This is a genomic window from Proteus sp. G2609, from assembly GCF_963896135.1.
In the GTDB taxonomy this organism is placed as follows: Bacteria; Pseudomonadota; Gammaproteobacteria; order Enterobacterales; family Enterobacteriaceae; genus Proteus; species Proteus mirabilis.
Genome location: NZ_CAWQNB010000030.1, coordinates 22,083 through 45,495 on the forward strand (window position 1 = coordinate 22,083; position 23,413 = coordinate 45,495).

Sequence of the window (23,413 nt, forward strand, 5' to 3'; positions counted from 1 at the left end):
AATAGCATTATAAAATAATAGGTTAGTTTGACTTTATTTATAAATCATCTAGTATAGAGAGTAATCAATTAATAACGTGTATTTAGTGAGGTTTTTTATTTAAAAATAGCAATAAATTAGGAGGTCACTATGATCAGTAGCTCATTTTTCATTCTTTTCCTTTCCCTTATTTGTTCCGTTGCCGTTGTCAGTATGTTACTCGGTGGCTTAGAGGACTAATTATGAATATTTCTGATGAAAATATTCTCCCCCAGAAATAGACGCCCATACCAAAATAATTATTTTTAGTATGGGCGTCTATTAATATTATATTAATTAACTTTCTTTTTATTTTGCTATTACTCGTTATTAGTAAATATTTTTATATTCTATTTAAATCTAATTTTAATAACTGTAATGACCGGTTATTTTCCACGAAAATAAAACATCTTCAGCGACTTGTCCAAAACCAATATTATGCATCACTAAATAGCGCTGATTATCACTGCTTTTCTTGTCTATGACGAGACCAATATGAGGACGCCCATTATCTAAGCGCCAGCTAACAATATCACCAGGCAAGTAGTCTGACGCCTCTTTGCTAATAGGTTTCACCTTTCCCTTACGCGAGAAAAAAACTTCCAAATTGGGTACTCTGCGGTGATCAATATTAGTATCAGGTCGACTAAGTCCCCAGATACGCTTACTAGGGTAAAGTGCAAAATTGGCTTTGATATCTTCATGTAACAATTTTTGTAAATCAATGCCAATTCCTCGGTAACTACGAATAATCACATCACTACACACCCCATAATGAGCAGGCACATCACCATTAGGATAATTAATTTTACGGTAGGCTGGATCATAAATAACGGCTCTAGGTAGATCCGTTGCATAAGCCACCAGCTGTTTATTTTGTGTCGGTGTTATCGCTTGGGAAACAGAAATGGGTAAGATAATCAGAGAGAGAAAGCTAAATATGAATATTTTCAAAGAATTATTTCCATGTTGTATCAATCGATGATAATTAAAATCATCTTTATTTAATGACTTTATCATTTGCTAAATAGTGGGGTAAAAATATGAGAAGGATCTTAATTAGCCATCACGCATCAATAAAAAAAACCGAGTTACTCTTAAAAGCAACTCGGTTGATATCAAAGAATGAAAGTGTTTAACGCAATTAGTTAAGCACAATATGGCTTTTGCGTCGTAAACTGGCAAATAACATATATACAGCTGTCGCTAATAACACGACAAAGAAAAAGTTCATAATGCCGTTACTTGCTTGTGACATAAACATACCTGCGCCTAATGGCCCCATTGCTGAACCCACGCTGTAACTTAATAACATCACCTGAGTAATTGCCACAATATAGCTCGCATTAACATGATCACAAGCTAATGTGATAGCAATAGGATAAAGTGCAAAAGATGACATTCCTAATAAAGCTAATGCAATAATTAACACCACATAGTCATTAGACAGATAAGTCATGCCCATCGCAAATACCCCAACTAAGCACATCATGGCTAATAATAGGGTTTTACTCATCATCACCGACAATTTGCTAATAATAGGCTGAACAACCATACCACCTAAAATAATTGCTGCCATCAACACCCCAATTTGGTCGGTGTTAAATTGTCCTTGATTTAAAGCCAATGGCATCATGCCATAAATACTCCCCATCACAACGCCAGAAACCATACAGCCTACTAAAGAAGCTTTATTCAGCCGGCTAATCTGTTTAAGTGACAAACTTTTATGCTCGTGGCATTGGGGTTGTCCTTGTTTAAAAAACAAAGGAGGTAACACTGCAATTAATAGCAATGCCAATACCGCGATAAAAGGAATTGCCCCTTGCGTACCAATGGCACCAATAGCAAGCTGACCTAATGTTGTGCCACCATAAAGTGATGTCATATAAAAGCCCAAGCGTTTAGCTCGCTCTTTAGGATTATCACCAATTAATAACCATGATTCGACTACAACAAAGATACCCGCAACCGCCATACCACCGAAAAAGCGAGATACTAGCCATACCGATAAATAAGGTAACAGTGGCAAAATACTCACGGTGAATGCTAACAACAATAAAAACAGCACAAAAGAGAGCCTATGCCCTATTTTTGCAATAATAGGTTCGATCATCACTGAACCTATAAGTAATCCAATAAAGTAAATGCTTGCTAACCAGCTAGCATAAAAAGTATCAATACCAAAACTATCCATAGATAGTGGAATTAAACTCATTAAATAGCCTGATGCGATAGCAAATACCGTTAAACCCGCGACAGGTACTAATGTACTGTCACCTTTGCGTACCAAAGTAGTGTTCTGTTTCACTACCCTCGTCTCCACAATCAAAACGGTTAATCATGCGCTGTTTTCTCGAAGCCAGACATTGGCACTCCTTTCATCTAGAAAAGATGAAAGCAATAGTGATGAAAACAGTGGGTGGCGTCCCTAAGTTAGGGGTGCGTGAATATAGCTCGTTACTAAAAATAAATAAAATTATAAAATCTAATGCTAGCGAGTAATTTTATTTATCCTATCCGTTATTATCGTCCTTTCACGGTAAAAAAGTAGTCCTTGGCGCAAATTATTTTTTAAAATTGAGAATAATCTATAGCCTTTGTGATAACAGCGCACAGAGCAGAATAGCGGCTATTTTATTAAATAAAACAGCCGTTAATAAAAACGCTTATTCTGTACTTTGTTCTAAAGCGATTTTGATTGCATCAGGGATTGAACTGCCATGTCCTTTACCCGTAAAGAGGTAAAATTGGCATGTTTTGCCGGCATCAGTAAGATAATCACAGAGTTGTCGAGGAGTAAGCCAGCTACTACGCGTTTGATAGCGCAAGCGTTGCTCTTCGCTCATTTGAGAAAAATCAGGGGTTTCTTCTAATTCACCTAATGTAATGGTCACCGCAACATTATTGGGGATCTGTTGCCATTTATCTTGAGTGATCCACTCACCTTTTCCCCACCAAAGAGATGGGCTAGCAGCAATATAGCGTTGAAAAGCGTCTGGATGATTAAATAATACATATAGCGTAAACACGCCACCAAAGGAGTGTCCAAATAGTGATTGCTCAGTAATAGTGATGTTTTCTTGCACCGCCTGTGCTAGTACATAGGGTTTTAATTGGCTTACCATAAACTGATAAAACTGTTCAGCATTACCGCCTTTGGCAAAGGCTTCGCCATGTACTCTTGGGGTATAGTCGTGAGTTCTTTCCGCTATAAAATAGGCCTTTTCACCTACATAGCCTAGGCTTGCAATAACAGGCAATGGCTTTTTCGCTTGCGCTAGTGCTTCATTCACAATAAGTGGAAATTGTGCATTTCCATCAACACTATACAGCACTGTTGTCTTAGGCGTATTTTTGGGGATCGCAAGAAAAAAGCGATACTGCTTTCCTTGATGCTCAACCTCTTTTTCCATAATGTGATAATAGGTTGATACTTGTGGTGTGATCTGAGGAACTTGTTGATTAGGTCTTGCTTGCACAATAGAAGATAACATTATCATTCCACATAACATTAGTATTCTCATCAATCAGATACCCTGTAAGTTATTATCAAATGATGGCAGTAAGCCCCATAATAAATGAGGCTTACCTTTACTGGGATAGATTAAAAACTATATTTGATATTTGCCCAATAACGACGGCCTTCATCAACGACCCAGTTCCCCCCTTTATCGTTGACCGCAGGACCCGTTTCATCAGTAATATTCAATACGGCTAAATTTAGCATGGTATTTTTATTAAAGTTATAGGTCATTCCTAAATCAAAGGTTGTATAACCACTACGATAACGAGCGCCAGTATAACCATTTCGTTGAGCCGCCCAAATTTGCTTACCAGTATAGGCAGTATTGGCATAGAAACTGGTAGCTTCATCGTATTGCCAATCAACACGCGCATTGGCGCTATGTTTTGGTGTCATATCCAATGGATAACCTTTTAATGATTCACCAGAGCCTAATTTTTCGTCATCACTTTTACGCTTAGAGTTGATATAAGTGTAATTAGCACTTACTCGCCAATTATCAGCGACAGGGAATGCAACCGCGGTTTCAATCCCTTTAATATTAGCTTTACCCACATTATCATATTGGTACAGTTTTAATCCGGTAATAGGATCGATTTCACCGGTATCGTAGTTGGTAAGCTTATCTTTAAATTCTGTATTAAAGAAAGTCACATTGGCGGTAAAACCATCACCATTGTCATAACCAACACCAATTTCTTGGCTAACCGAAGTTTCAGGTTTTAAGTCACGATTACCATACATAATCGCTCGCCCTTTTTCCGTTGATGTACCATATTGAGGGCTAATTTCTCGTAAACTCGGGGCTTTAAAGGCCTTAGCAATCCCCCCTTTTATGGTAAATTCGTCGGTTAAATGGTAAACCGCGTATGCTCTTGGGTTCCAGTGCTTACCATAGTATTCATGATCATCAAGACGTATTCCCCCAGTTAGGGCTAAATTATCTGTGACACTAAATTCATCTTCTAAAAATAACGCTTTTTGATCAGCGGTGATCGTAGATTGTTTGACCTCTTTACCGCCGACTGAAGATTCGTCTTTTAAACGTGCATATTGGTATTGACCACCAAAAGTCATCACATTATCAGGAAGGAATGCGGTAAATTTAGCATCGAAAACAGTATTAGTGATTTCAGGGCGGCGATCTTCATAATATTTGTAGCTATTTCCTGTCGCTTTATCTACACCTTCCGTCTTTTGAACACGCTTGGTTTGCTCTTGATAAACACTTAACTCAGAGTGCAAAATATCAAACTGATTTTTATAAGTTAATGCCCAATGGTTACGGTCATTATTCGTTTCTAGCATTTTGTTTTTATCAAGACGTCCACCACGATTGGTAAATTCGCTCATCGATTTACCCGGTGTTGTCGTGCGTTGTAGCGAATTGCGCCCAGCTTCTAATAAAATGGTTTGGTTATCTGTAGGAGTAAAAGCTAATTTGGCCGTAATATTTTTATTATCGTTACGCCCTTGCCCATATGTAATTTTATCTTCTGCACGTAAGTAGCTACTACCATAAAGTTGTAAACCTAACTTATCTTCAATTAATGGGCCGGAAAGATAAAAATCACCATTGATAGAATCTCCCGCGTCACGGTTATGTTGCAATGTTCCCCCCATGGAAACTGCACCATGCCACTCTTTAGTAACAGGCTTAGTAATAATATTAATCACACCGCCCATCGCATCTGAGCCATAAAGTGATGACATTGGCCCACGTATTACCTCGATCCGTTCAATGGCATCCGCGGGAGGAATAAATCCACCTTCATATCCACCACTCCCATTAGGGCGTGATTCACGACTATTTTGACGTCTGCCATCAACCAAAATCAGTGTGTATTCTCCGGGTAAGCCACGAATAGTAATTTCTTGTTTATTTGCATTACCATTCACACTGACGCCTTCAACCCCTTTTACGGCATCAGCAAGATCGTGTATCGGTTTTTTCTCTAATTGTTCTTTGTTGATTACCGTAATGCTAGCGGGTGCATCTGTTTGTTGCTGTGCAAACCCTGAGGCTGATACAACTAATCGTTCTACTTTATCTTCTTGTGCGTGTAGTGAATAAGAAGTCATTAAAATACAGGCTGTTAAAGCACTTATTTTAAATTTCATAACAAATCCCTGAAGTCAAATAATGGTTATAGTAATGAGAATGATTAATATTATCTTAATCAATTGACTGTGAGAATAATTTTCTTTTGCAATTTAGTGATATTTTTTAATCTGCATCAAAGCAATTTAGAGCAACAAAGATAAGAAGATTTGAATAGGCATTGAAGTGACAAAAAAAGCAGAGCTATTGGCTCTGCTTTTTTTTGTAATACATTGATAAATAAAATTAATTACTAATTACCAAAATACAGCATAAAGCACACAGAGGATGATCATAATGATATAAGAAGCAATATTGAACCCACTTTGGGTTTTAAATGTTGCATCAGTTAATACAATCGCCCCTGCGCTATCATCACTTTTCGTTGAGGTTAAGCTGACCAAACCAATAACAACCGCGGTGAAAATAAAGGTATACATCATTTGGTCAAGGAATGGCATTCCTAGTGGCATTAATTTTAGGAATAAAGCAAAAGGAATTGAGAGTACAACCCCTATAATTGCCCCTTTGGCATTAGTTTTCTTCCAAAATAGTCCTAACAAGAATACAGCTAAGATACCAGGACTCACTAAACCTGTGTACTCTTGGATATATTGGAATGCCTGATCAATGCCCCCTAACAGTGGCGCAATAAAGCAAGCAATAATCAATGCAATCACCGCACTAATACGTCCCACATTAACTAAGCGGGTTTCTGAGGATTTTGGCCCAATATATTCTTTATAAATATCCATCGTGAAAATAGTCGCGATAGAGTTAAGCATGGAAGCTAAAGAAGAAACGATAGCTGCTGCCAGTGCTGCAAACACAACCCCTTTAGCCCCAATAGGTAAGAATTGTGTTAACCAAGGATAGGCTTTATCCGCTTGCGCTAAGGTTGGGATATGCTCCTGTGCCATTGTTCCTAATCCTGCCATCAGCGTAGGATCGGTTGTAATAACAAAAGCTGCGATCCCCGGCACAACAACTAAAATAGGCACAATCAGTTTTAAGAAAGCGGCAAACACTAAACCTTTTTGCGCTTCATTAATAGATTTAGCGGCTAAAGCACGTTGAATAATGTATTGGTTAAAGCCCCAGTAATAGAGGTTAGCAACCCATAGCCCACCGATTAGCACAGCAATTCCTGGCAAATTCATAAATTGTGGGTTTTCTTTTGCTAAGATCATTTTAAAGTGATCTGGCGCGGCGGCTGTCATCTTACTTAAGCCTTCCATTATTCCGCCATCACCACCGATATAGCTAACAGCAAGTACGGTGGTGAAAAGTCCACCGAGGATCAGGAAGAAAACTTGTACAACATCCGTCCATGCAACCGCTGAAAGTCCACCGTAAAGCGAGTAGATAACCGCAAATAGTGCCAGACCAATAATGGCATACATCATCGGCACACCAAGAATGGTTTCTAACGCCAATGATCCTAAATACAATACAGATGTTAAGTTAACGAAAATAAAGAGTGCTAACCAGAATACGGCGAGGATCGTCTTTAAATTACGACTTTTAAAACGATTCTCAACAAATTCAGGAATGGTATAAATGCCTTTTTCAATAAAAATAGGCAAAAAGTATTTAGCAACGATGATTAACGTCAATGCTGCCATCCATTCATAAGATGCAATAGCAAGACCTATCGAAAATCCTGAGCCAGACATACCAATGAATTGCTCAGCTGAGATATTAGCAGCAATAAGAGAAGAACCAATCGCCCACCAAGGCAGTGTTTTACCCGCTAGGAAGTAATCCTTTGTTCCTTTTTTAGCTCCATCTTTTGAACGAGAAACCCATAATCCAAGGCTAATAATAATGATGACATAGAGGGCAAAGATTGCATAATCTATTGTGCTTAATCCAACACCTTCTGTATGCATAATATTTTCCTTTCAGACCCATAGAGAGAAGAGAATATTAATGTAAACGTTTCCACTTGCTTTTTCCGTTACTCCGTTCACAATTTTATCGCCTATGTTAAAAATCGGATCGATAAAGCACATAACAAACGATTACCTTAACTAATAAATCAACAAAATTCGCTGATTTCACTTTATGCTCTTTTAATTGAGAAAAAAGTCATCGCTAAAAATAAACAAAATAAAGAAAGTTTGATAACGATTACAAGAAATAACCAGATAATAATAAGAATATTTTTAAGCGATAAAACAGATAAAAAAGGCGCTTAAACAAACTGTTATAAACTTCTGAGCCTATTATCAGAAGTTTGTAACATGTTTAAAGTATAATGGATGATTAAGAAAGGTGGCTTAAATTATAAACGGAGTTGCGCTGAACCAGAGTGGGTGAGTAAATACGCTGCTTTTGGGTTAGGACTTCCCCTTGAGAAAGCTTTAACGCTAATGTTGCTGCTTGCTCTGCCATCATATGTATCGGATAACGCACCGTTGTTAGCCGAGGATGAATATAACGAGCGATAAGTACATCATCAAAGCCAATCACTGAAATTTTTTCAGGAACAGGGATCTCATTTTCATCAAGCACCGATAATGCCCCTGCAGCCATAAAGTCGTTATAGGTGACCACTGCTGTAAAATCTATCGACTTGGTTAATAGACGCATCATCGCTTGCTCTCCCCCTTCGCCTTCTGGCTCGCCATATTCGACATAGCTTTCAGGCAAACTAATATTATAAGCTGCTAAAGCAGCTTTATATCCCGCAAGCCTTTGGCTGGTATCTTCAATATGGTGAGTGGATGAGATATAGGCGATTTGAGTATGACCTTGACGAATAAGATGTTCGGTGGCAATCCATGCCCCTTTGTAGTTATCTAAGGCGACACAACGTTCCGCAATTTCTGGGATAAAACGGTTAATTAATACCATGCTATTAACTTCATTGGCATAAGCTAACAACTCTTCATCAGAAAGTGCCTTAGAGTGGATCACTAAGCCATCACAACGGCTGTTGATCAAGAGTTCTATAGATTGGCGTTCATCTTGCGCATCATGGTAACCATTACATACCAGAATATGTTTTCCCGCTTTTCTGGCAATATTATCGACCGCTTTGACCAAGGTCCCAAAAAAGGGATCGGATACGTCATGCACCAAAACACCTAATGTTTGGGTACTTTGACTGACCAGTGCTCGCGCAGCAGCATTGGGGCGATAACCTAATTTTTGCATTGCCGAATTGACAATCTCTATCGATGCTCGGCTCGCTTTTGGTGAGTTATTAATGACCCGAGATACCGTAGCAACAGAAACACCCGCTTCTTTTGCCACATCCTTGATAGTTGCCATATCCACCTCATAAATAACTCTTATTCTGCATTAAAAACCTTGTGTCATTAATCGATGGCTAAGAAAAAGAGTAAGTTATAAAACAAGTGGCATGATTATCAGTGAAGATAAGAAATTTAAAAAGTAAAATGATCAAATAAACAGTAAAAAAGGAAAGCGTTTACACTTTCCTTTATCTATTACTGATAAAATTTATATATTGTTTGGCTATGCCACGGAGTATTTGCAGCTAAAATACCTTGGTTCTCACCCCATTCAGGATGATTCGGCCCATCAGGAAAATATTGTGTCTCTAAAGCCAGCCCCGAATAATTACCATAACGACGAGTTTTTCCTTTACTCTGTGCCAAAAAATTTCCTGTATAAAACTGTATAGAAGGCATGGTAGTAAAAACATCCATTTTAAGCTCACCTTCAGGGGCAATAACTGTGGCAATCGATGCTTTATCTGCTATTTTTTGTTTGTCTAAAATAAACGCATGATCATAGCCATTAGCGGCTTTTTGACATTCATCTCGCATAAAATCGATGCCAATACGTTTTAATTGGCGAAAATCGAATCCCGTCCCAGTCACATCGACAATTTCCCCTGTAGGAATATTACCCGCACCATTTTTTAAGTAGTGAGAAGCGTGGATAACTAAATCATGTTCAAGAGCCGTTCGCTGAGTATGCTCCCCAGCTAAATTAAAATAGGCATGATTAGTTAAACTCAACGCTGTCGTTTTATCACTAATAGCCTGATAATTGATATGAACTTCATTATCATCCGTTAATGTATATGTCACACTGGCTTCGACGGTACCAGGAAATCCTTGTTCGCCATCTGCAGATTGCAAGCTTAAAGTGACCGACTGTGTGGATTGCGCCACAATAGTCCAGCGACGATGGCTAAAATTTTGTTTACCACCATGTAGCGTATTGTTGCCTTCATTAGCAACAAGGCGATACTCAGTTCCGGCGATGGTGAATTTAGCCCCTGCAATACGATTAGCAAAACGCCCTACCGTTGCGCCAAAATAGGCCGTTTGCTGTTGATGGGCTTTCATATCTGCAGATCCTAAAAGCACATCGCGACGATAGCCATTCACAGGGACAATACAACTTAACCATGTTGCACCAATATCCATAATGGAGATAGACATACCAAAACGGTTTGTCAAAATCACGACTTGAGCAGGCAAACCATCAAAAGCGGCTTGTGTGGTCATCTGTTCAGGCTTAAAAAAACGGTTTTCATTTAATGCCATTAGTTATCTCCAGATAGCCCGCCCCTTGGCTTGCAGAGCAGACATAAATAGTTTCTTTTAAACCTGTTTGGGGTTTATATTGGGCTTCAACCGCTTGTGTCACTTTTGCAACTAAATCAGGAGTCACCAGCGCCACCACACAGCCCCCAAAACCTCCGCCAGTCATTCTAACGCCACCTTGCGAACCAATCACTGATTTAACAATTTCTACCAGTGTATCCACTTCGTTAACGGTTATTTCAAAGTCATCACGCATAGAGATATGTGATTGTGCCATCAACTCACTAAGTTTAGTAAGATCGCCTTGTTTTAACGCCTCAGCCGCTTGTAAAGTACGCTCATTTTCGGTGATCACATGACGAGCACGTCGATATACTTTATCATTCATCAGTGCCTTTTTCGCTTGCAATTGCGCTAAGGTCGCATCTCGTAATGCAGTAACATTTAATATTTTTGCCGCTTCCTCACACTGTTGACGACGCGTATTATATTCGCTATCGACTAACCCTCTTTTTTTATTTGAGTTAATAATCATCACTACCGCACTTTCTGGCATTTTTACCGCCGTAGTGGCTAATGAACGACAATCAATTAATAGTGCATGGCTCTCTTCACCACATGCAGAAATAAGCTGATCCATAATACCGCAATTGCATCCAACAAATTGGTTTTCTGCTTTTTGACCGTTAAGGGCAATTTCTTTTTGACTAATAGGAAGTTGATAAAGTGTTTTTACTGTTTGTCCTATAGCCACTTCTAATGCAGCTGAAGAGCTTAAGCCAGCCCCTTGAGGCACATTACCTGTAATGGCAATATCCATACCCTGAAATACATATTTGGCTTGTTGTAAAAAATGAATAACGCCACGAATATAGTTAGCCCACATTTTATTAGGTAAAAACTCAATGGGATGTTCGAGAGAGAATTGATCTTGCGCATTCTGATAATCAACCGCAATCACACGAATAAGATTATCATCTCGTTTGGCGGCAGCAACTACCATTTGATAATCAATGGCACAAGGAAGAACAAAACCATCGTTATAATCAGTATGCTCACCAATCAGATTAACTCTGCCTGGAGCTTGAATAAAATGTGTTGGGGCATAACCAAAAATAGAGGTAAAAGAATGAGTCACATTATTAATCAGTGCCTGCATAATAAATCCTTAACTTAAAATTAAGTAATAACAACCTGTTACATCAATATAATAGTGATGCATCCTAGGCTAGGTAGTGATTTAAAAAGCGTCCGCCATCAACCCGTTAAGCTAATTTTCTTGCTCTTTATAATGGATATCGCTTACTTGGCGTAAATTATAAGCAGCTTGCTCTGGCGTTAAGTCGCGTTGCGATTCAGCCAACATTTCATAACCCACCATAAATTTACGTACTGTCGCAGAGCGTAATAACGGCGGATAATACAGGGCATGTAATTGCCAATGCTCGATGCTTTCGCCCTCTTTAAAAGAAGGTGCAAAATGCCATCCCATTGAATAAGGAAATGAACAATGAAATAGATTATCGTAACGACTGGTTAATTTTTTTATTGCCAAGGCTAAATCATCACGTTGTTCAGCCGTTAATTCACTCATTCTGCGAATATGGCTTTTTGGTAATAGCATGGTTTCATAAGGCCATGATGCCCAATAAGGCACGACAGCTAACCAGTATTTAGTTTCAACCACGGTTCGACTACCGTCTTCAGATTCAGCTTTAACATAATCCATTAATAGATTACGGCCATATTGATTAAAATAGTCTTTTAATTGGCTATCTTTGCGTGCTAATTCATTAGGTAAAAAATCACTCGCCCATATTTGCCCATGAGGATGAGGTTGAGAGCATCCCATTGTTTCACCTTTATTTTCAAATACTTGTACCCATAGATACTCTTTACTTAGCGCTTCTATTTGGTTATCCCAAGTATCAATGATTTTACGTAGGCTACTAATAGGTAATTCGGGAATAGTTTTACTATGATCGGGGGAAAAACAAACAACACGACTGATCCCTCTCACCGCTTGAGTCTGGAAGAGTGGATTATCGGATACCTCAACACTATATTGGTCTGTCAATAATGCAGAGTGATCGTTATTAAAAACATAAGTGCCTGTATAATCAGGATTTTTATCACCCGAAACTCGGGTATTCCCTGGGCACAGATAACAATGTGGATCATAAGAGGGAAGTGTCGCTATCTGAGGTTTTTCATCTTTGCCATTCCATGGTCGTTTTGCTCTATGGGGTGAAACTAATATCCACTGCCCAGTCAAAGGGTTATAACGACGATGAGGATGCTCAACGGGATCAAAAATCAGTTTTGACATAATCTTCTCTCTTATTTATTAAAGATTATCTGATAGCGTTTTTATGATCTATTTCAGATAACCGTTAGGATTTTGTGATTGCCAACGCCAAGCATCGGCTGCCATATCATCAATAGAGCGAATGGCTTTCCAGTGTAAGTCTTTTTCTGCTTTGGCAGGACTTGACCAACATTGTGCGATATCTCCCGGGCGACGTGGCTGAATTTCATAAGGGATTGCTTTACCACTGGCTTTACGAAATGCTTCAATCATTTCAATCACACTGGTGCCATTCCCTGTGCCTAGGTTATAGATATGTAACCCTGCTTTTTCTCCTAACGCATTTAAGGCGGCAATATGACCATCAGCTAAATCCATGACATGGATATAGTCACGTACACCAGTACCGTCTTTTGTTGGGTAATCATCACCAAATACCGCGACTTTTTCACGACGACCTATCGCAACTTGCGAGATATAAGGCGTTAAATTATTAGGAATACCCTTAGGATCTTCCCCCATAGTGCCAGATGGATGAGCACCTACTGGATTGAAGTAGCGCAGTAAACTGATAGACCAACTCTCATCTGCAATATAGAGATCAGACAAAATACGCTCGACCATATATTTACTGGTGCCATAAGGATTGGTAGTGCCACCAACAGGTGACTCTTCAGTAATAGGCACAGTTTGAGGATCACCATAAACCGTGGCTGATGAGCTGAAAATAATACTTTTTACGCCCGCATCACGCATACAACGAACTAACACCAAAGTACCGTTAACATTGTTGTCATAGTATTCGATGGGCTTTTCAACAGATTCACCTACCGCTTTTAATCCAGCGAAATGGATCACTGATTGAATAGAGTGCTGAGTAAAAATTGTGGCCAGTCGTTTTTCGTCACGAATATCCCCCTGATAAAACAGTGGGCGTTTTCCTGTTAATGCTTCAATTCGGTTAAGTACCTCTTCATTTGCATTACTGAGGTTATCCAAAATAATAGGCGTCATGCCTGCTTCTAACATTTGCACGCATGTATGACTACCGATATATCCCATTCCACCCGTAACTAAAATTTCCACATTCACCTCTTTTGATTTATTTCAAATGAAAAGCGTCAAGCGGTTTTGTTGATTGCCTCAGAGTTTAACAAGTTCAACAAACTAATTTCGTGATCAAACCGACATTTAGTGTAAACGTTTACACGCTTTTCTTATTCCTTAACTATTTAATAAAAACGACCTAATATAACCGTATTACAGCAAATTATTGTTAATAATCGTTATATAGTTATTTTAGAGAGAAGTGCCCTCTTCACCATAAAAGTAAACGATTACATTATACTGAATACTTTAATTATATGATAAAACTGATATTAATTGGTTTTTATCATACCTTATTAACATCCACGCTAATATGCTTTACAGTGAAATTAAGAGTAGCCTCAATAGATGAATTGAAGAGAAGAGAGTGTGATTTATATCTATTAGTTAATACCAATTAGGAGAACGCTATGAAACCCGTTGTAATACTTTATCAACCGCTTCCAGAAAAACTGCAACAAAAATTATCTGCCGTTGCTGAGGTAAAACAGTTTAACGCGCTCTCTCTCGATTGTGCCGATTTTAAAGCCACCCTCGCTCATGCTGAAGGATTGTTAGGCGCCGGCGGTAATATCGATAAACACTTTATTGAAAGAGCACCAAAACTAAAAGCCGTATCAACGATTTCTGTCGGTTATGATAATGTGGATGTTGCCGCGCTCACTGAACGTCATATCAAATTGATGCATACACCTACGGTATTAACTGATACTGTCGCTGATACAATGATGGCGCTTGTTCTTGCCGTCTCTCGTCGTATTCCTGAACTAGCCGATAATATAAAACAAGGTTTATGGGTAAAAAGTATTACGCCGGATTGGTATGGTACTGATGTTCACCATAAAACCATGGGAATTATTGGTATGGGGCGTATCGGTAAAGCATTAGCACAACGCGCCCACTTCGGTTTTGATATGGATATTATTTACCATTCTCGTACTGAATATAACGATGTTAACCAGCATTTTAATGCTAAATTTTGTTCCCTAGAGATGCTTTTACAACAAGCCGATTTTGTCTGCATTACTTTACCGCTAACGCCAGAAACTCATCATCTGTTAAGCGCAAAACAGTTTGCATTAATGAAAGCTGACGCCTATTTAATTAATGCCGGACGCGGTGCCGTGGTTGATGAAAAAGCATTAATTAACGCATTAGAGCAGCGACAAATAGCTGGAGCCGGATTAGATGTGTTTGAGCAAGAGCCACTGCCAACCTCTTCACCACTTTTAACCATGAAAAATGTTGTCGCCTTACCCCATATTGGCTCTGCAACTAAAGAGACTCGCTATGCAATGGCTGAATGTGCCGTTGACAATCTGATTGCTGCATTAACCGATAATGTAAAAGAAAACTGTGTTAATTTTTAATTAAGCAAAGAATAAAAACAAAAAGGTAATAAATACAATTTATTACCTTTAAACTATCAAATAGTTAACGCTAAATTAAGCAGGATCGACGTGTATCATCACACTTAAAATCTGTGCATGCTGTTTAAGTACTCTATCATGGGCATTGACCACAATATCATGACTTTGATTGACCGTTAATTCGCCTTTAATTTCTAAATGGACATCAACTAATAAATAATCACCTGCACGACGGGTTTTTAAATCATGTACCCCTTGTACTCCTGGTGTGGTGATTAATGTATTGGTGATCTGTTCAAGTGTTTCTTCATCAGCGCCTCTATCCATGAGATCTTGCAAAGCTTGATAGGTAAAACGCCATCCCATACGGCCAACAAATAGCCCGACAATAAGTGCTGCTAGTGGATCAAAGAATTTAAATCCAGCAAGGCTACCAATGATCCCTATTGCAACCACTAAAGAAGAGGCGGCATCTGAGCGCGCATGCCAAGCATTGGCCACTAACATACTAGAATCGACTTTTTTGGCTACAGCTAACATATAACGAAATAACCCTTCTTTAGCCGCTAATGCCAATAAAGCCACATAAAGCGCGATGCTATGAACATCAGGAATGATTGAAGGATCTAACATTTTATGGATAGCAGAAAATATCATTCCCAAACCAACAATCAATAAAATTGTCCCTAACACTAATGAAGCGGCATTCTCATAGCGAAAATGTCCATAAGGATGATCGGCATCGGGTTGCTTTTGACTGCCTTTATTCGCAATTAACACCACGAAGTCAGCAATTAAATCAGACAGTGAATGAATACCATCAGCAATTAAGCCTTGGGAATGTGAGAAGAAACCAATTGTGATTTGAAATATGGATAAAAAGATATTAACAAAAACACTGACCAATGTGCTTTTCTTGGCCGCTTTGAATTTGTCAGATTGTGTTTTCTCAGCCATATTCAACTCAATATCATCAATGTGATTATGTGTCATAATAATAATCTTATTCTGTATAAATAGCCTACCCTATTTGTTTATAACGAATAGAGTTCCATAGGTTATTTCAGGTTCCATAACTCATTGGTGAGGATAAAGGACGACTCTGAATAACAATCCTGTTTAGGGACTAAGATTGCTGTCCAAACATCATATTGAGATGCTATTAACGGTTAATATGCCATACTTTACTGATTAAGTCTCTAAAAAATTACTAATAAAATCCTATAGATACAGAACAATAATATAATTGATAATCATTCTTTTGTGCATTTTCCTCTAGATGGCTAATTAAAAAACTTTTATTTTAAATATCATCTTATTTAACTCATTCCTGTCAATAAGTTAAGATTGATATAGTTTTATTCTGCCTTTTTAGCTTTTTATTTTAAAAGCACTAATTATTACTATAATATAAATAATTAAGTGATAGAATAATCATTCTCACTCTTATTTAGAACGTAGATCACAGCTATATTTTTTATATTCAGTGATAATAGAGTTATATTTTAAAACTAACGTTAAGTGAGGTTTGTAATGTACAAAAAAATTCTAGTTCCTATCGATATTCTAGAAGATGAGCTTTCTCAGGAACTGATCACTCACATTGAACAAATTGCTCAAGTTGGCAAACCCGAGATCCACTTCCTCACCGTTATTCCAAATGCAGAACTTTTCTTCGGTATTGAGTTTGCCGCTATTCCTGAAAAATTTAAAGACTCTTCAGAGCGCACTCGCCTCGCTTTTATTGCTCTGCAAGATATGATCAAAGATGCGAAAATTCCCGATGAGCAAATTGTTTGCAATGTCGGTGTTGGTAATGCAAAAGATGAAATTTTAGAGTATGCACGTCAAATCGATGCAGATTTAATTGCTATTGCTTCACATCGTCCTAATGTTTCTTCCTACTTATTAGGCTCAACAGCATCATCTATTGTTCGACATGCAAAAATGTCGGTATTGGTGATCCGTTAGTTATAAAAAAAGCCCTTTGAAAACAAAGGGCTTTCCACTCAATAATAATTAAAGATCAATCATTATTTCTTTGTTGAATCTTTAACCTCGTCAGAAGTAGACCACACACGATATTTCACATCTACATCTTTTGGTGCATAGACAACAATAGGTAATTTGCTGTTATAGCGGATAAATGCCGCTTGCCCCATATTAGCTTGAACAAAGGCGGGTTTTTTAGTGTTATCAAGACAACCCATCATCGTAGACATTGGGCCATTTAAGTCGCTTACGATATAGTAATCATAACCCCAACCTTCGAGATCTTTTTTATCTAACTCAGCACCAAACCATTGACGATTACAATCAACCATCATCTCTTTACCCACGATCAACTCAACTTGGTAATTGCCTTCGTTTTCTTTTTGTTCTAACTCAATAACATGACGAATTTGATTTTCCTTTGCTTTAGGATAAGGAGCGACTTTTTCCAAACTATCAACCGCTTGTGCGCAAGCAGACAAAGACATCGCTGCAACCAAAGATAAAATTACTTTATTCATCATTTTCTCCATATTCACAGCGCCAAATCGCTGTTAACAAATTTTGCTTAGATATTTTTATTAGTAATCATCTTAATACTAGCATTTTATAATATAGATGCTAACACTTTAGCAGATCTCTCTCTGAGAGGATTATTCTGATAATTTTTTAAAGAACTCATTCTTTTATTGATGAAATGTAAATTTGTGATGCACTAACGTGCAGATCAGCTATCTATGATTATACTGAAATAGAGATCGCAATTTCTTTCATTAGGAGGTTATATGTTCTCAGAAAGACAATCACTGGTTTCTCAGTTAAAAAATACCCATCCTCGTTTCCAAGCTCTCTATGATAAACACCATCGACTTGATCAAGAAATTGCTAAATTAGAAGGACCTAATGGCGCAGGCTACAATGATGAAGTTGCAAAACTAAAAAAAGAAAAACTCTATCTAAAAGATGAAATGCAAAAAATACTTCAACAAGCTGAGAAATAAACCGTTCTTTACTACGGCACAAATATTATTTATCAGCGACCTGAAGCGATGACCTTTTGTCATCGCTTTTTTATGATTAAAAACAAAGTTTCCCACCTAAAAAGATGCATAATAAATACATCTTATATAATTAAGGGCTAACAAATGGCATCTATACATGGTCATGAAGTATTACATATGATCCTTTCATCAAAAGTGGCGTTTACGCAAAGATCACTTATCGAGGCAATTCATCAACGTTTTGGGGAAGAAGCGCGCTTTCATACCTGTTCTGCTGAGAATATGACAGCGGCCGAATTAGTGGCATTTTTAGAAAAAAAAGGAAAATTTATTGCTGCTGATGGCGGTTTTACTACCAGTGAAAACAAAATTTGTCGCCATTAGTAATATCAATAAGTAGATTGCCAGTAAGCAACATGTTTGGCATGTTGTTAACTATCTATCTAATCAATAAAAGTAAGATGCTCTGGCAATCTCTGTTTAACTTAATTGGTCGTTAATCATCATTCGTTTGGAGCCAACTATCATCTTCCCAAACACTTTGAATTAACTCCATAATATGCTCATGCTTAGCTTCATCTTTTACGCCCGTGACTTGGATCGTATTCATGCTACTAAAAGCGATACGAAACTGCATATCAGGATAAATAGGAATAATTTTTTTTCTTAGTTCATGTTCTAACAGCGGAAATAGTGAGTCAGTGACATTAGATTGTTTGTTAAATAAAATTTCCACACGCATTATTTTCACCATACCAAGGCAAATAAACTGTATATAAATACAGTATTATATAATCAAAAAAAAGAAAAGTATTTTTGCAAAATTTTTTCTTTTTTTGCCTTAAGAATAGCCAATTAATTTATCATCCCAGTCATGCGTTATGATAAAATGCATTTTAAATGCAATAATAAGAAGTGAGAGTACCATGTCAGGTAAAAGAATTAATCGAGAGAAGCAAACCATCCAAAAAATGGTTGCTCTGTATGAACGAGCGCATCCTAATACCGACCCCGAGTATTATCAGCAATTAGTGACATATGCTTATAAAAGACTAGATAAATGTCGCTATGGTGAGGAAAAACCCGCCTGCAAACAATGCCCAATTCACTGCTATCAGCCAGTAAAAAGAGCAGCAATGAAACAAGTCATGCGTTGGGCTGGGCCTCGAATGCTAATTTATCATCCCTATTTAGCAATTAGACATCTTATTGATGATAAGAAACCCGTTCCTGCATTGCCGGCTAAAAAATCTAAACGTTTATCGGGAAAATAAAGTCTGCTTTTTTTAATCGGTATAATACATGTTGTGCTAAAGGGTGTGTTTTATCTAGAGATGGATGCATAAAATATTCAGACTTCTTCATACCGAGTTTTTTCATCACCCCTTCTGAGGGTAAATTAGTCACTGCGGTAAATGCCACGACTTCTTCCAGTTTCAACTGTTCAAAAGCATATTTTAATACTGTTAAAGCCGCCTCATAAGTGTACCCTTTGCGCCAATGAGATTGTGCAATACGCCAACCTATTTCAACACACGGATTAAAAGGCAAAGGGGCATTAGGAATATTTAATCCAACAAAGCCAATAAGCTCCTGAGTCTCTTTTAATTCAACGGCCCAAAATCCCCAACCATTTTGCTGAATAAATTTATCACGCAATGTATCAACCATTGCATCGCTTTCTGAGCGGGTAAGTGGTGAAGGGAAATAACGCATCACCGATGCGGAGGCGTTAATATGTAAAAAAAATGGCGCTTTATCACTTTCACGCCATTCTCGTAAACGTAATCGAGGAGTAGCCAATTCCATCATTATTCTCATTCTAATTAGTTAGGATAATAATGATAAAATAAAACAGATCATAAGTAATAAAAAGAGAATCGCTTTTATTTTTTATTTTCTTTTAGTTTACTTTCTGCAGTTACAGACTCTTTATTGGTATTAACTGTACCTTCTTTAATAGATACAACACGTTGCTGTGCAACGGCTTTAGCTTGGTGTTCAACCTGTTCAGATTGTCCAGTAAAGACACCGCCACGTTTAATTGACATACTGCCACAACGACTAGTGCCACGTAGTTCACCATGCTCTAGAATATCAAGATTGTTTGCGGCACAAATACCTTTAACAAAACCATCAATAATGATGTCTGGCGCCGTTAATTCCCCTTCAACTTGGCCTGCATGCATAACACGGATCACGCCATCTTTTACATTGATATTCCCTGAAATTTTACCCCAAATTTGAATATCACCATCAACGTTAATATCACCTTGAAATACAGTGCCTTTAGCAATAATGGTATACAATTTTTGCTCCGGCATAGGCTTCTTCTCTTCTGCCATAACTGGAGCAATAGGCTCCGCGGCTTTTGGTGTTTCTGTTTTTCGACTAAACATTGCCGTTTTTTTTAACCTCAAAGTTATAGAGTAAATAATAATGCTAAAAATTAGGATAAGGGTGATCAAAAGCTCACCAGCTATTTGATATCGCCAAAAAGCCATTAATGCACATGACCAAATAATCCATATTATGCTAAATATAATATCCCGCTGTGTTCGCTTATTATCCATAATTAGCTATATCTGAACCTCCCTGATAATAAATACACTAGCTCTACTTATTATTTTAATAAATAATTATTCAAGTCGATGGCGATAATAACGCCATATATCATCGCCAATTTTGGGCTTTGTTTTTTAGGAAAAAGGTCGATTTATAAGTAGATAAAAAAAGAGATAACAATTAATTTTTCGCTAATTTATGAATAAGATGCACACTTTCCCATCCTATAATGATGATAATTTATAACACGAATTAACATATAGCTAATCGCATCTATTGATAACAACTTGATTATTCAAAAATCTTCAACAAATGGAGGAGAACTAACAAAACAACAATAAAACCATCACAGATAAAATATGAGACATTAGTCACAAAAATAAACTACCGTCTATTTTTAAGACTAATTCCTTGATACATTACTGGCCATTTTTATGATAGACGTTAATTTTTATGTTTTCATAATGTTAAAACTATATAAAGACGAAAAAATATACTTGGGAAAAATTTATAGCAAGTTTATTTGCTTCTTTGCCATACTAAAAAAGATAATAATATATAGTGAAAATAACCTATAAAAATTACATTTTATTTTTTTTATCAAATAAATTCATTGCAAAAAACACTCATTTAATATACAAAATAAAAACATATAGACAAAAATTTATTAACAACTCATATTAAACAACTTTATAGTGTTTAAAAAACACCCTTATTATGCTTTACAGTGTAAATTTTAAAATAAAATATAACTAATTGTTATTTATAGAATAAATAACTCTATTTCATTATCTGTCAATATATTATTACAAAATTCTACTAAATTTTGTCGCATTCTTTTCATTAAATGACTAGCTTAATTAAATTGTTTTTGCAATCTATAAAAAATGACATTAAATTAAACAAATGATTTATCTTAAATTAGAAATGGCAACTTCAATGTCTAATATCTAAAAAAAAACCACATCATAATAAAGAAAACATTCTATTTTTTATTTTTAATACTCTTTAAATAATAAAGAAGCTACTACTTTATATTCTTTTTATTTATTGGTATTAAATACAGTGATACTTATATAATAATTTTGGGCGAAAAATGAATACAATACAATGTGGTGAAAACACTAAACAAGATTGCGTTATTCAAAAACTCTCTTATTTTTATCCGCAATATCAAATATTAGAAAATAACCAAAAAGCTTTATACATAATCAGAAATAATGCGCTGGTATTACAAAACTGCACAAATACAATAACTATTAACAAAGATCAGATTATTTTCTTACAACAAGGAAATTATACCATAAAAACGCTAGGCAATGAGCCTTGTGAAACAATTTATATTCCTCTTTCTGATGATTTCTTAAGAAATTTCATGTCAAAAAATAGTGATATTCTCAGTAATATCGATAGAGAGGAAAATTTCTCATCGGCTTTTATCTGTTTTGAAGATTCACCTCTGATCCATTTTTGTAGTAATGGTTTTGATTATCTTTCTTCACAAAATTGTCCAGATACTTTTACTCAATTACGTATTGAAGAAATGCTCATTCTATTACTTTCTTCCGAGCAAGGTGCCAATCTTATGGCGTTACTACGCCAATTAAGTCATAGGCAAGTTGATCGCTTGAAAATATTTATGGAAAAAAACCATCTAAAAAATTGGAAGCTAAAACAGTTTGCTCGCGAGTTTGGTATGGGTCTCACCACATTTAAAGAGTTATTTAATCATGTTTATGGAACATCGCCAAGAACATGGATATGCGAAAGAAGAATTATTTACGCACATCAATTATTATTAACAACAGAAATGAGTATTGTCGATATTTCTATGGAGTCAGGATTCTCTAGCCAATCTTACTTTACACAAAGCTATCATCGACGTTTTAATATGACACCGAGTAAAGCGAGACATCTTAAATTAAAATTATAAAAAATCCGACCTATTATCATAATATCATCGTTCAATTCATCGCTAGAATATGCAAAATTTGTTCTGATGAGTGAAACTATTGTGATAAAGCGACAAACTAATACTAGCAAATACCAATATTATCGTTATTTTAATTTGCTAAAAAAAATGATGGCAGATGAAAATAAGAAAACTGTTGATAATTTATTTAATCTTCAGTTTTCTTTACTTATTACAAATAATGATATAAATGAGAAACAAATTAAAATATTATCTCGTTTATTATGCCGTGAAGCTGTAGACAGTTTATTGCAATCCACATGGTTTTTACGCAAAAAACATTGCTCAGTGCCATTAACTAAAGAAAATATTAATGCCGTAGTAAATTTGGCTGATAAATACCAATCTAATATATCAGATATTAATTGGAACGCTTTAAATGCAAAAATCAACATTGCTGATCATGCACGTTTAATTCAAGCTATCATAAAACCCATTTTTATTTGGTGGGTTGAGCATATAACACCGCATATATTTACACTTTATGAGATAAAAAAAGAGCTCGAATATCAAATTAATCAATGTGAAAACATTAAATTATTTGAAGAAAAGGAACCATCAAATATAGCCTCTTCTTTTTTATCTTTAGAAGATATAAAAACAAAATTAGAAGCTGATAAAGCACGGATCGTTGTGATAGATGATTTGCTGAAAAAGGATATTAAATTAGTTATAGAAGCTTGGGAAAAAGAGCCGGTATTCAATAAAAAAATAAATAATACATTAGAGTACTTACAAAATACACAACCGCATTCTGAGTTATTACAACCATTATGGGATATTTTAATCACTATTCCACAACACCCTGAAAATTGTAAAAAATTAAAACACTGGCTAGTAGAACACTCTTTATGTTTAATTAATGATGAATTTATGTGGCATGTATAAAATATCAGCTCTTCATTATTTTTAGAAGAGCTGACA

22 protein-coding genes are annotated in these 23,413 nt (G+C 36.5%); 7 read left to right on the top strand and 15 right to left on the bottom strand.

Annotation, left to right across the window (positions count from 1 at the left end):
- Window positions 1-384 precede the first annotated feature (384 nt).
- The 10 genes from AACV01_RS09210 to galE form a co-directional block, all read right to left on the bottom strand.
- Window positions 385-1,038 (bottom strand): DUF1287 domain-containing protein, encoded by a 654-nt coding sequence (locus AACV01_RS09210; RefSeq protein WP_017627947.1) that lies wholly within the window; start codon window positions 1,036-1,038, stop codon window positions 385-387.
- Between the two features lie 124 nt (window positions 1,039-1,162).
- Window positions 1,163-2,329 carry an MFS transporter gene (locus AACV01_RS09215; RefSeq protein ID WP_004248501.1) on the bottom strand — a complete coding sequence of 389 codons (1,167 nt, stop codon included), beginning with the start codon at window positions 2,327-2,329 and terminating at the stop codon, window positions 1,163-1,165.
- A gap of 358 nt (window positions 2,330-2,687) precedes the next feature.
- Window positions 2,688-3,515 (bottom strand): alpha/beta hydrolase, encoded by an 828-nt coding sequence (locus AACV01_RS09220; RefSeq protein ID WP_237585010.1) that lies wholly within the window; start codon window positions 3,513-3,515, stop codon window positions 2,688-2,690.
- 110 nt (window positions 3,516-3,625) lie between these two features.
- Entirely contained in the window at window positions 3,626-5,665 is a 2,040-nt protein-coding gene (locus AACV01_RS09225; RefSeq protein WP_004243977.1) for an IreA family TonB-dependent siderophore receptor, read from the bottom strand.
- 237 nt (window positions 5,666-5,902) lie between these two features.
- Window positions 5,903-7,537 carry a sodium/sugar symporter gene (locus AACV01_RS09230; protein WP_063108567.1) on the bottom strand — a complete coding sequence of 545 codons (1,635 nt, stop codon included), beginning with the start codon at window positions 7,535-7,537 and terminating at the stop codon, window positions 5,903-5,905.
- A 376-nt stretch (window positions 7,538-7,913) separates the two neighbouring features.
- Window positions 7,914-8,924, bottom strand: coding sequence for a substrate-binding domain-containing protein (locus AACV01_RS09235; RefSeq protein ID WP_004243980.1), 1,011 nt, complete (start codon window positions 8,922-8,924; stop codon window positions 7,914-7,916).
- Window positions 8,925-9,103: 179 nt separating this feature from the next.
- The gene (galM, locus tag AACV01_RS09240; protein WP_046334641.1) at window positions 9,104-10,174 is read right to left on the bottom strand and encodes a galactose-1-epimerase; all 1,071 of its coding nucleotides are present in this window, start codon (window positions 10,172-10,174) and stop codon (window positions 9,104-9,106) included.
- Window positions 10,161-11,333 carry a galactokinase gene (galK, locus tag AACV01_RS09245; RefSeq protein ID WP_020945988.1) on the bottom strand — a complete coding sequence of 391 codons (1,173 nt, stop codon included), beginning with the start codon at window positions 11,331-11,333 and terminating at the stop codon, window positions 10,161-10,163. The genes galM and galK overlap by 14 nt, the downstream gene beginning before the upstream one ends.
- Window positions 11,334-11,444: 111 nt before the next feature.
- A complete protein-coding gene (locus AACV01_RS09250) occupies window positions 11,445-12,503 on the bottom strand; it encodes a UDP-glucose--hexose-1-phosphate uridylyltransferase (RefSeq protein ID WP_004243985.1) in 1,059 nt (352 codons plus the stop codon).
- Window positions 12,504-12,551: 48 nt separating this feature from the next.
- Window positions 12,552-13,568, bottom strand: coding sequence for a UDP-glucose 4-epimerase GalE (galE, locus tag AACV01_RS09255; RefSeq protein ID WP_004248507.1), 1,017 nt, complete (start codon window positions 13,566-13,568; stop codon window positions 12,552-12,554).
- A gap of 431 nt (window positions 13,569-13,999) precedes the next feature.
- On the opposite strand from galE, the gene ghrB reads away from it, so the two are divergent.
- The gene (gene ghrB, locus AACV01_RS09260; protein WP_004248508.1) at window positions 14,000-14,959 is read left to right on the top strand and encodes a glyoxylate/hydroxypyruvate reductase GhrB; all 960 of its coding nucleotides are present in this window, start codon (window positions 14,000-14,002) and stop codon (window positions 14,957-14,959) included.
- A gap of 75 nt (window positions 14,960-15,034) precedes the next feature.
- Here the strand turns inward: ghrB and AACV01_RS09265 are convergent, their stop codons facing one another.
- A complete protein-coding gene (locus tag AACV01_RS09265) occupies window positions 15,035-15,952 on the bottom strand; it encodes a cation diffusion facilitator family transporter (protein ID WP_004243988.1) in 918 nt (305 codons plus the stop codon).
- Window positions 15,953-16,492: 540 nt separating this feature from the next.
- Here AACV01_RS09265 and AACV01_RS09270 point away from each other — a divergent pair.
- Window positions 16,493-16,930: a universal stress protein gene (locus AACV01_RS09270; RefSeq protein WP_004248510.1), complete on the top strand. Its 438-nt coding sequence runs from the start codon at window positions 16,493-16,495 to the stop codon at window positions 16,928-16,930.
- A 62-nt stretch (window positions 16,931-16,992) separates the two neighbouring features.
- On the opposite strand, the gene eco is transcribed toward AACV01_RS09270, so the two are convergent.
- Window positions 16,993-17,472 carry a serine protease inhibitor ecotin gene (gene eco, locus AACV01_RS09275; RefSeq protein ID WP_004248511.1) on the bottom strand — a complete coding sequence of 160 codons (480 nt, stop codon included), beginning with the start codon at window positions 17,470-17,472 and terminating at the stop codon, window positions 16,993-16,995.
- 264 nt (window positions 17,473-17,736) lie between these two features.
- On the opposite strand from eco, the gene AACV01_RS09280 reads away from it, so the two are divergent.
- The gene (locus tag AACV01_RS09280) at window positions 17,737-17,952 is read left to right on the top strand and encodes a DUF465 domain-containing protein (RefSeq protein WP_004243991.1); all 216 of its coding nucleotides are present in this window, start codon (window positions 17,737-17,739) and stop codon (window positions 17,950-17,952) included.
- A 144-nt stretch (window positions 17,953-18,096) separates the two neighbouring features.
- Window positions 18,097-18,336: a YecH family metal-binding protein gene (locus AACV01_RS09285; RefSeq protein ID WP_004248513.1), complete on the top strand. Its 240-nt coding sequence runs from the start codon at window positions 18,097-18,099 to the stop codon at window positions 18,334-18,336.
- A 112-nt stretch (window positions 18,337-18,448) separates the two neighbouring features.
- Here the strand turns inward: AACV01_RS09285 and AACV01_RS09290 are convergent, their stop codons facing one another.
- Window positions 18,449-18,694 (bottom strand): DinI-like family protein, encoded by a 246-nt coding sequence (locus tag AACV01_RS09290; protein ID WP_012368173.1) that lies wholly within the window; start codon window positions 18,692-18,694, stop codon window positions 18,449-18,451.
- Between the two features lie 184 nt (window positions 18,695-18,878).
- Between AACV01_RS09290 and AACV01_RS09295 the strand changes: the two genes are divergently transcribed.
- A complete protein-coding gene (locus AACV01_RS09295; protein WP_004248514.1) occupies window positions 18,879-19,226 on the top strand; it encodes a nitrous oxide-stimulated promoter family protein in 348 nt (115 codons plus the stop codon).
- Here the strand turns inward: AACV01_RS09295 and AACV01_RS09300 are convergent.
- The gene (locus AACV01_RS09300; RefSeq protein ID WP_046334644.1) at window positions 19,204-19,764 is read right to left on the bottom strand and encodes a GNAT family N-acetyltransferase; all 561 of its coding nucleotides are present in this window, start codon (window positions 19,762-19,764) and stop codon (window positions 19,204-19,206) included. The two genes, AACV01_RS09295 and AACV01_RS09300, sit on opposite strands and share 23 nt — an antisense overlap.
- 74 nt (window positions 19,765-19,838) lie before the next feature.
- Window positions 19,839-20,351: a bactofilin family protein gene (locus AACV01_RS09305; protein ID WP_004248516.1), complete on the bottom strand. Its 513-nt coding sequence runs from the start codon at window positions 20,349-20,351 to the stop codon at window positions 19,839-19,841.
- 1,262 nt (window positions 20,352-21,613) lie between these two features.
- Here AACV01_RS09305 and AACV01_RS09310 point away from each other — a divergent pair.
- Both AACV01_RS09310 and AACV01_RS09315 read left to right on the top strand, forming a co-directional pair.
- Window positions 21,614-22,450, top strand: coding sequence for a helix-turn-helix domain-containing protein (locus AACV01_RS09310; RefSeq protein ID WP_004244000.1), 837 nt, complete (start codon window positions 21,614-21,616; stop codon window positions 22,448-22,450).
- A 66-nt stretch (window positions 22,451-22,516) separates the two neighbouring features.
- Window positions 22,517-23,377: a T3SS regulon anti-activator ExsD domain-containing protein gene (locus AACV01_RS09315; protein ID WP_109880883.1), complete on the top strand. Its 861-nt coding sequence runs from the start codon at window positions 22,517-22,519 to the stop codon at window positions 23,375-23,377.
- Window positions 23,378-23,413 lie beyond the last annotated feature (36 nt).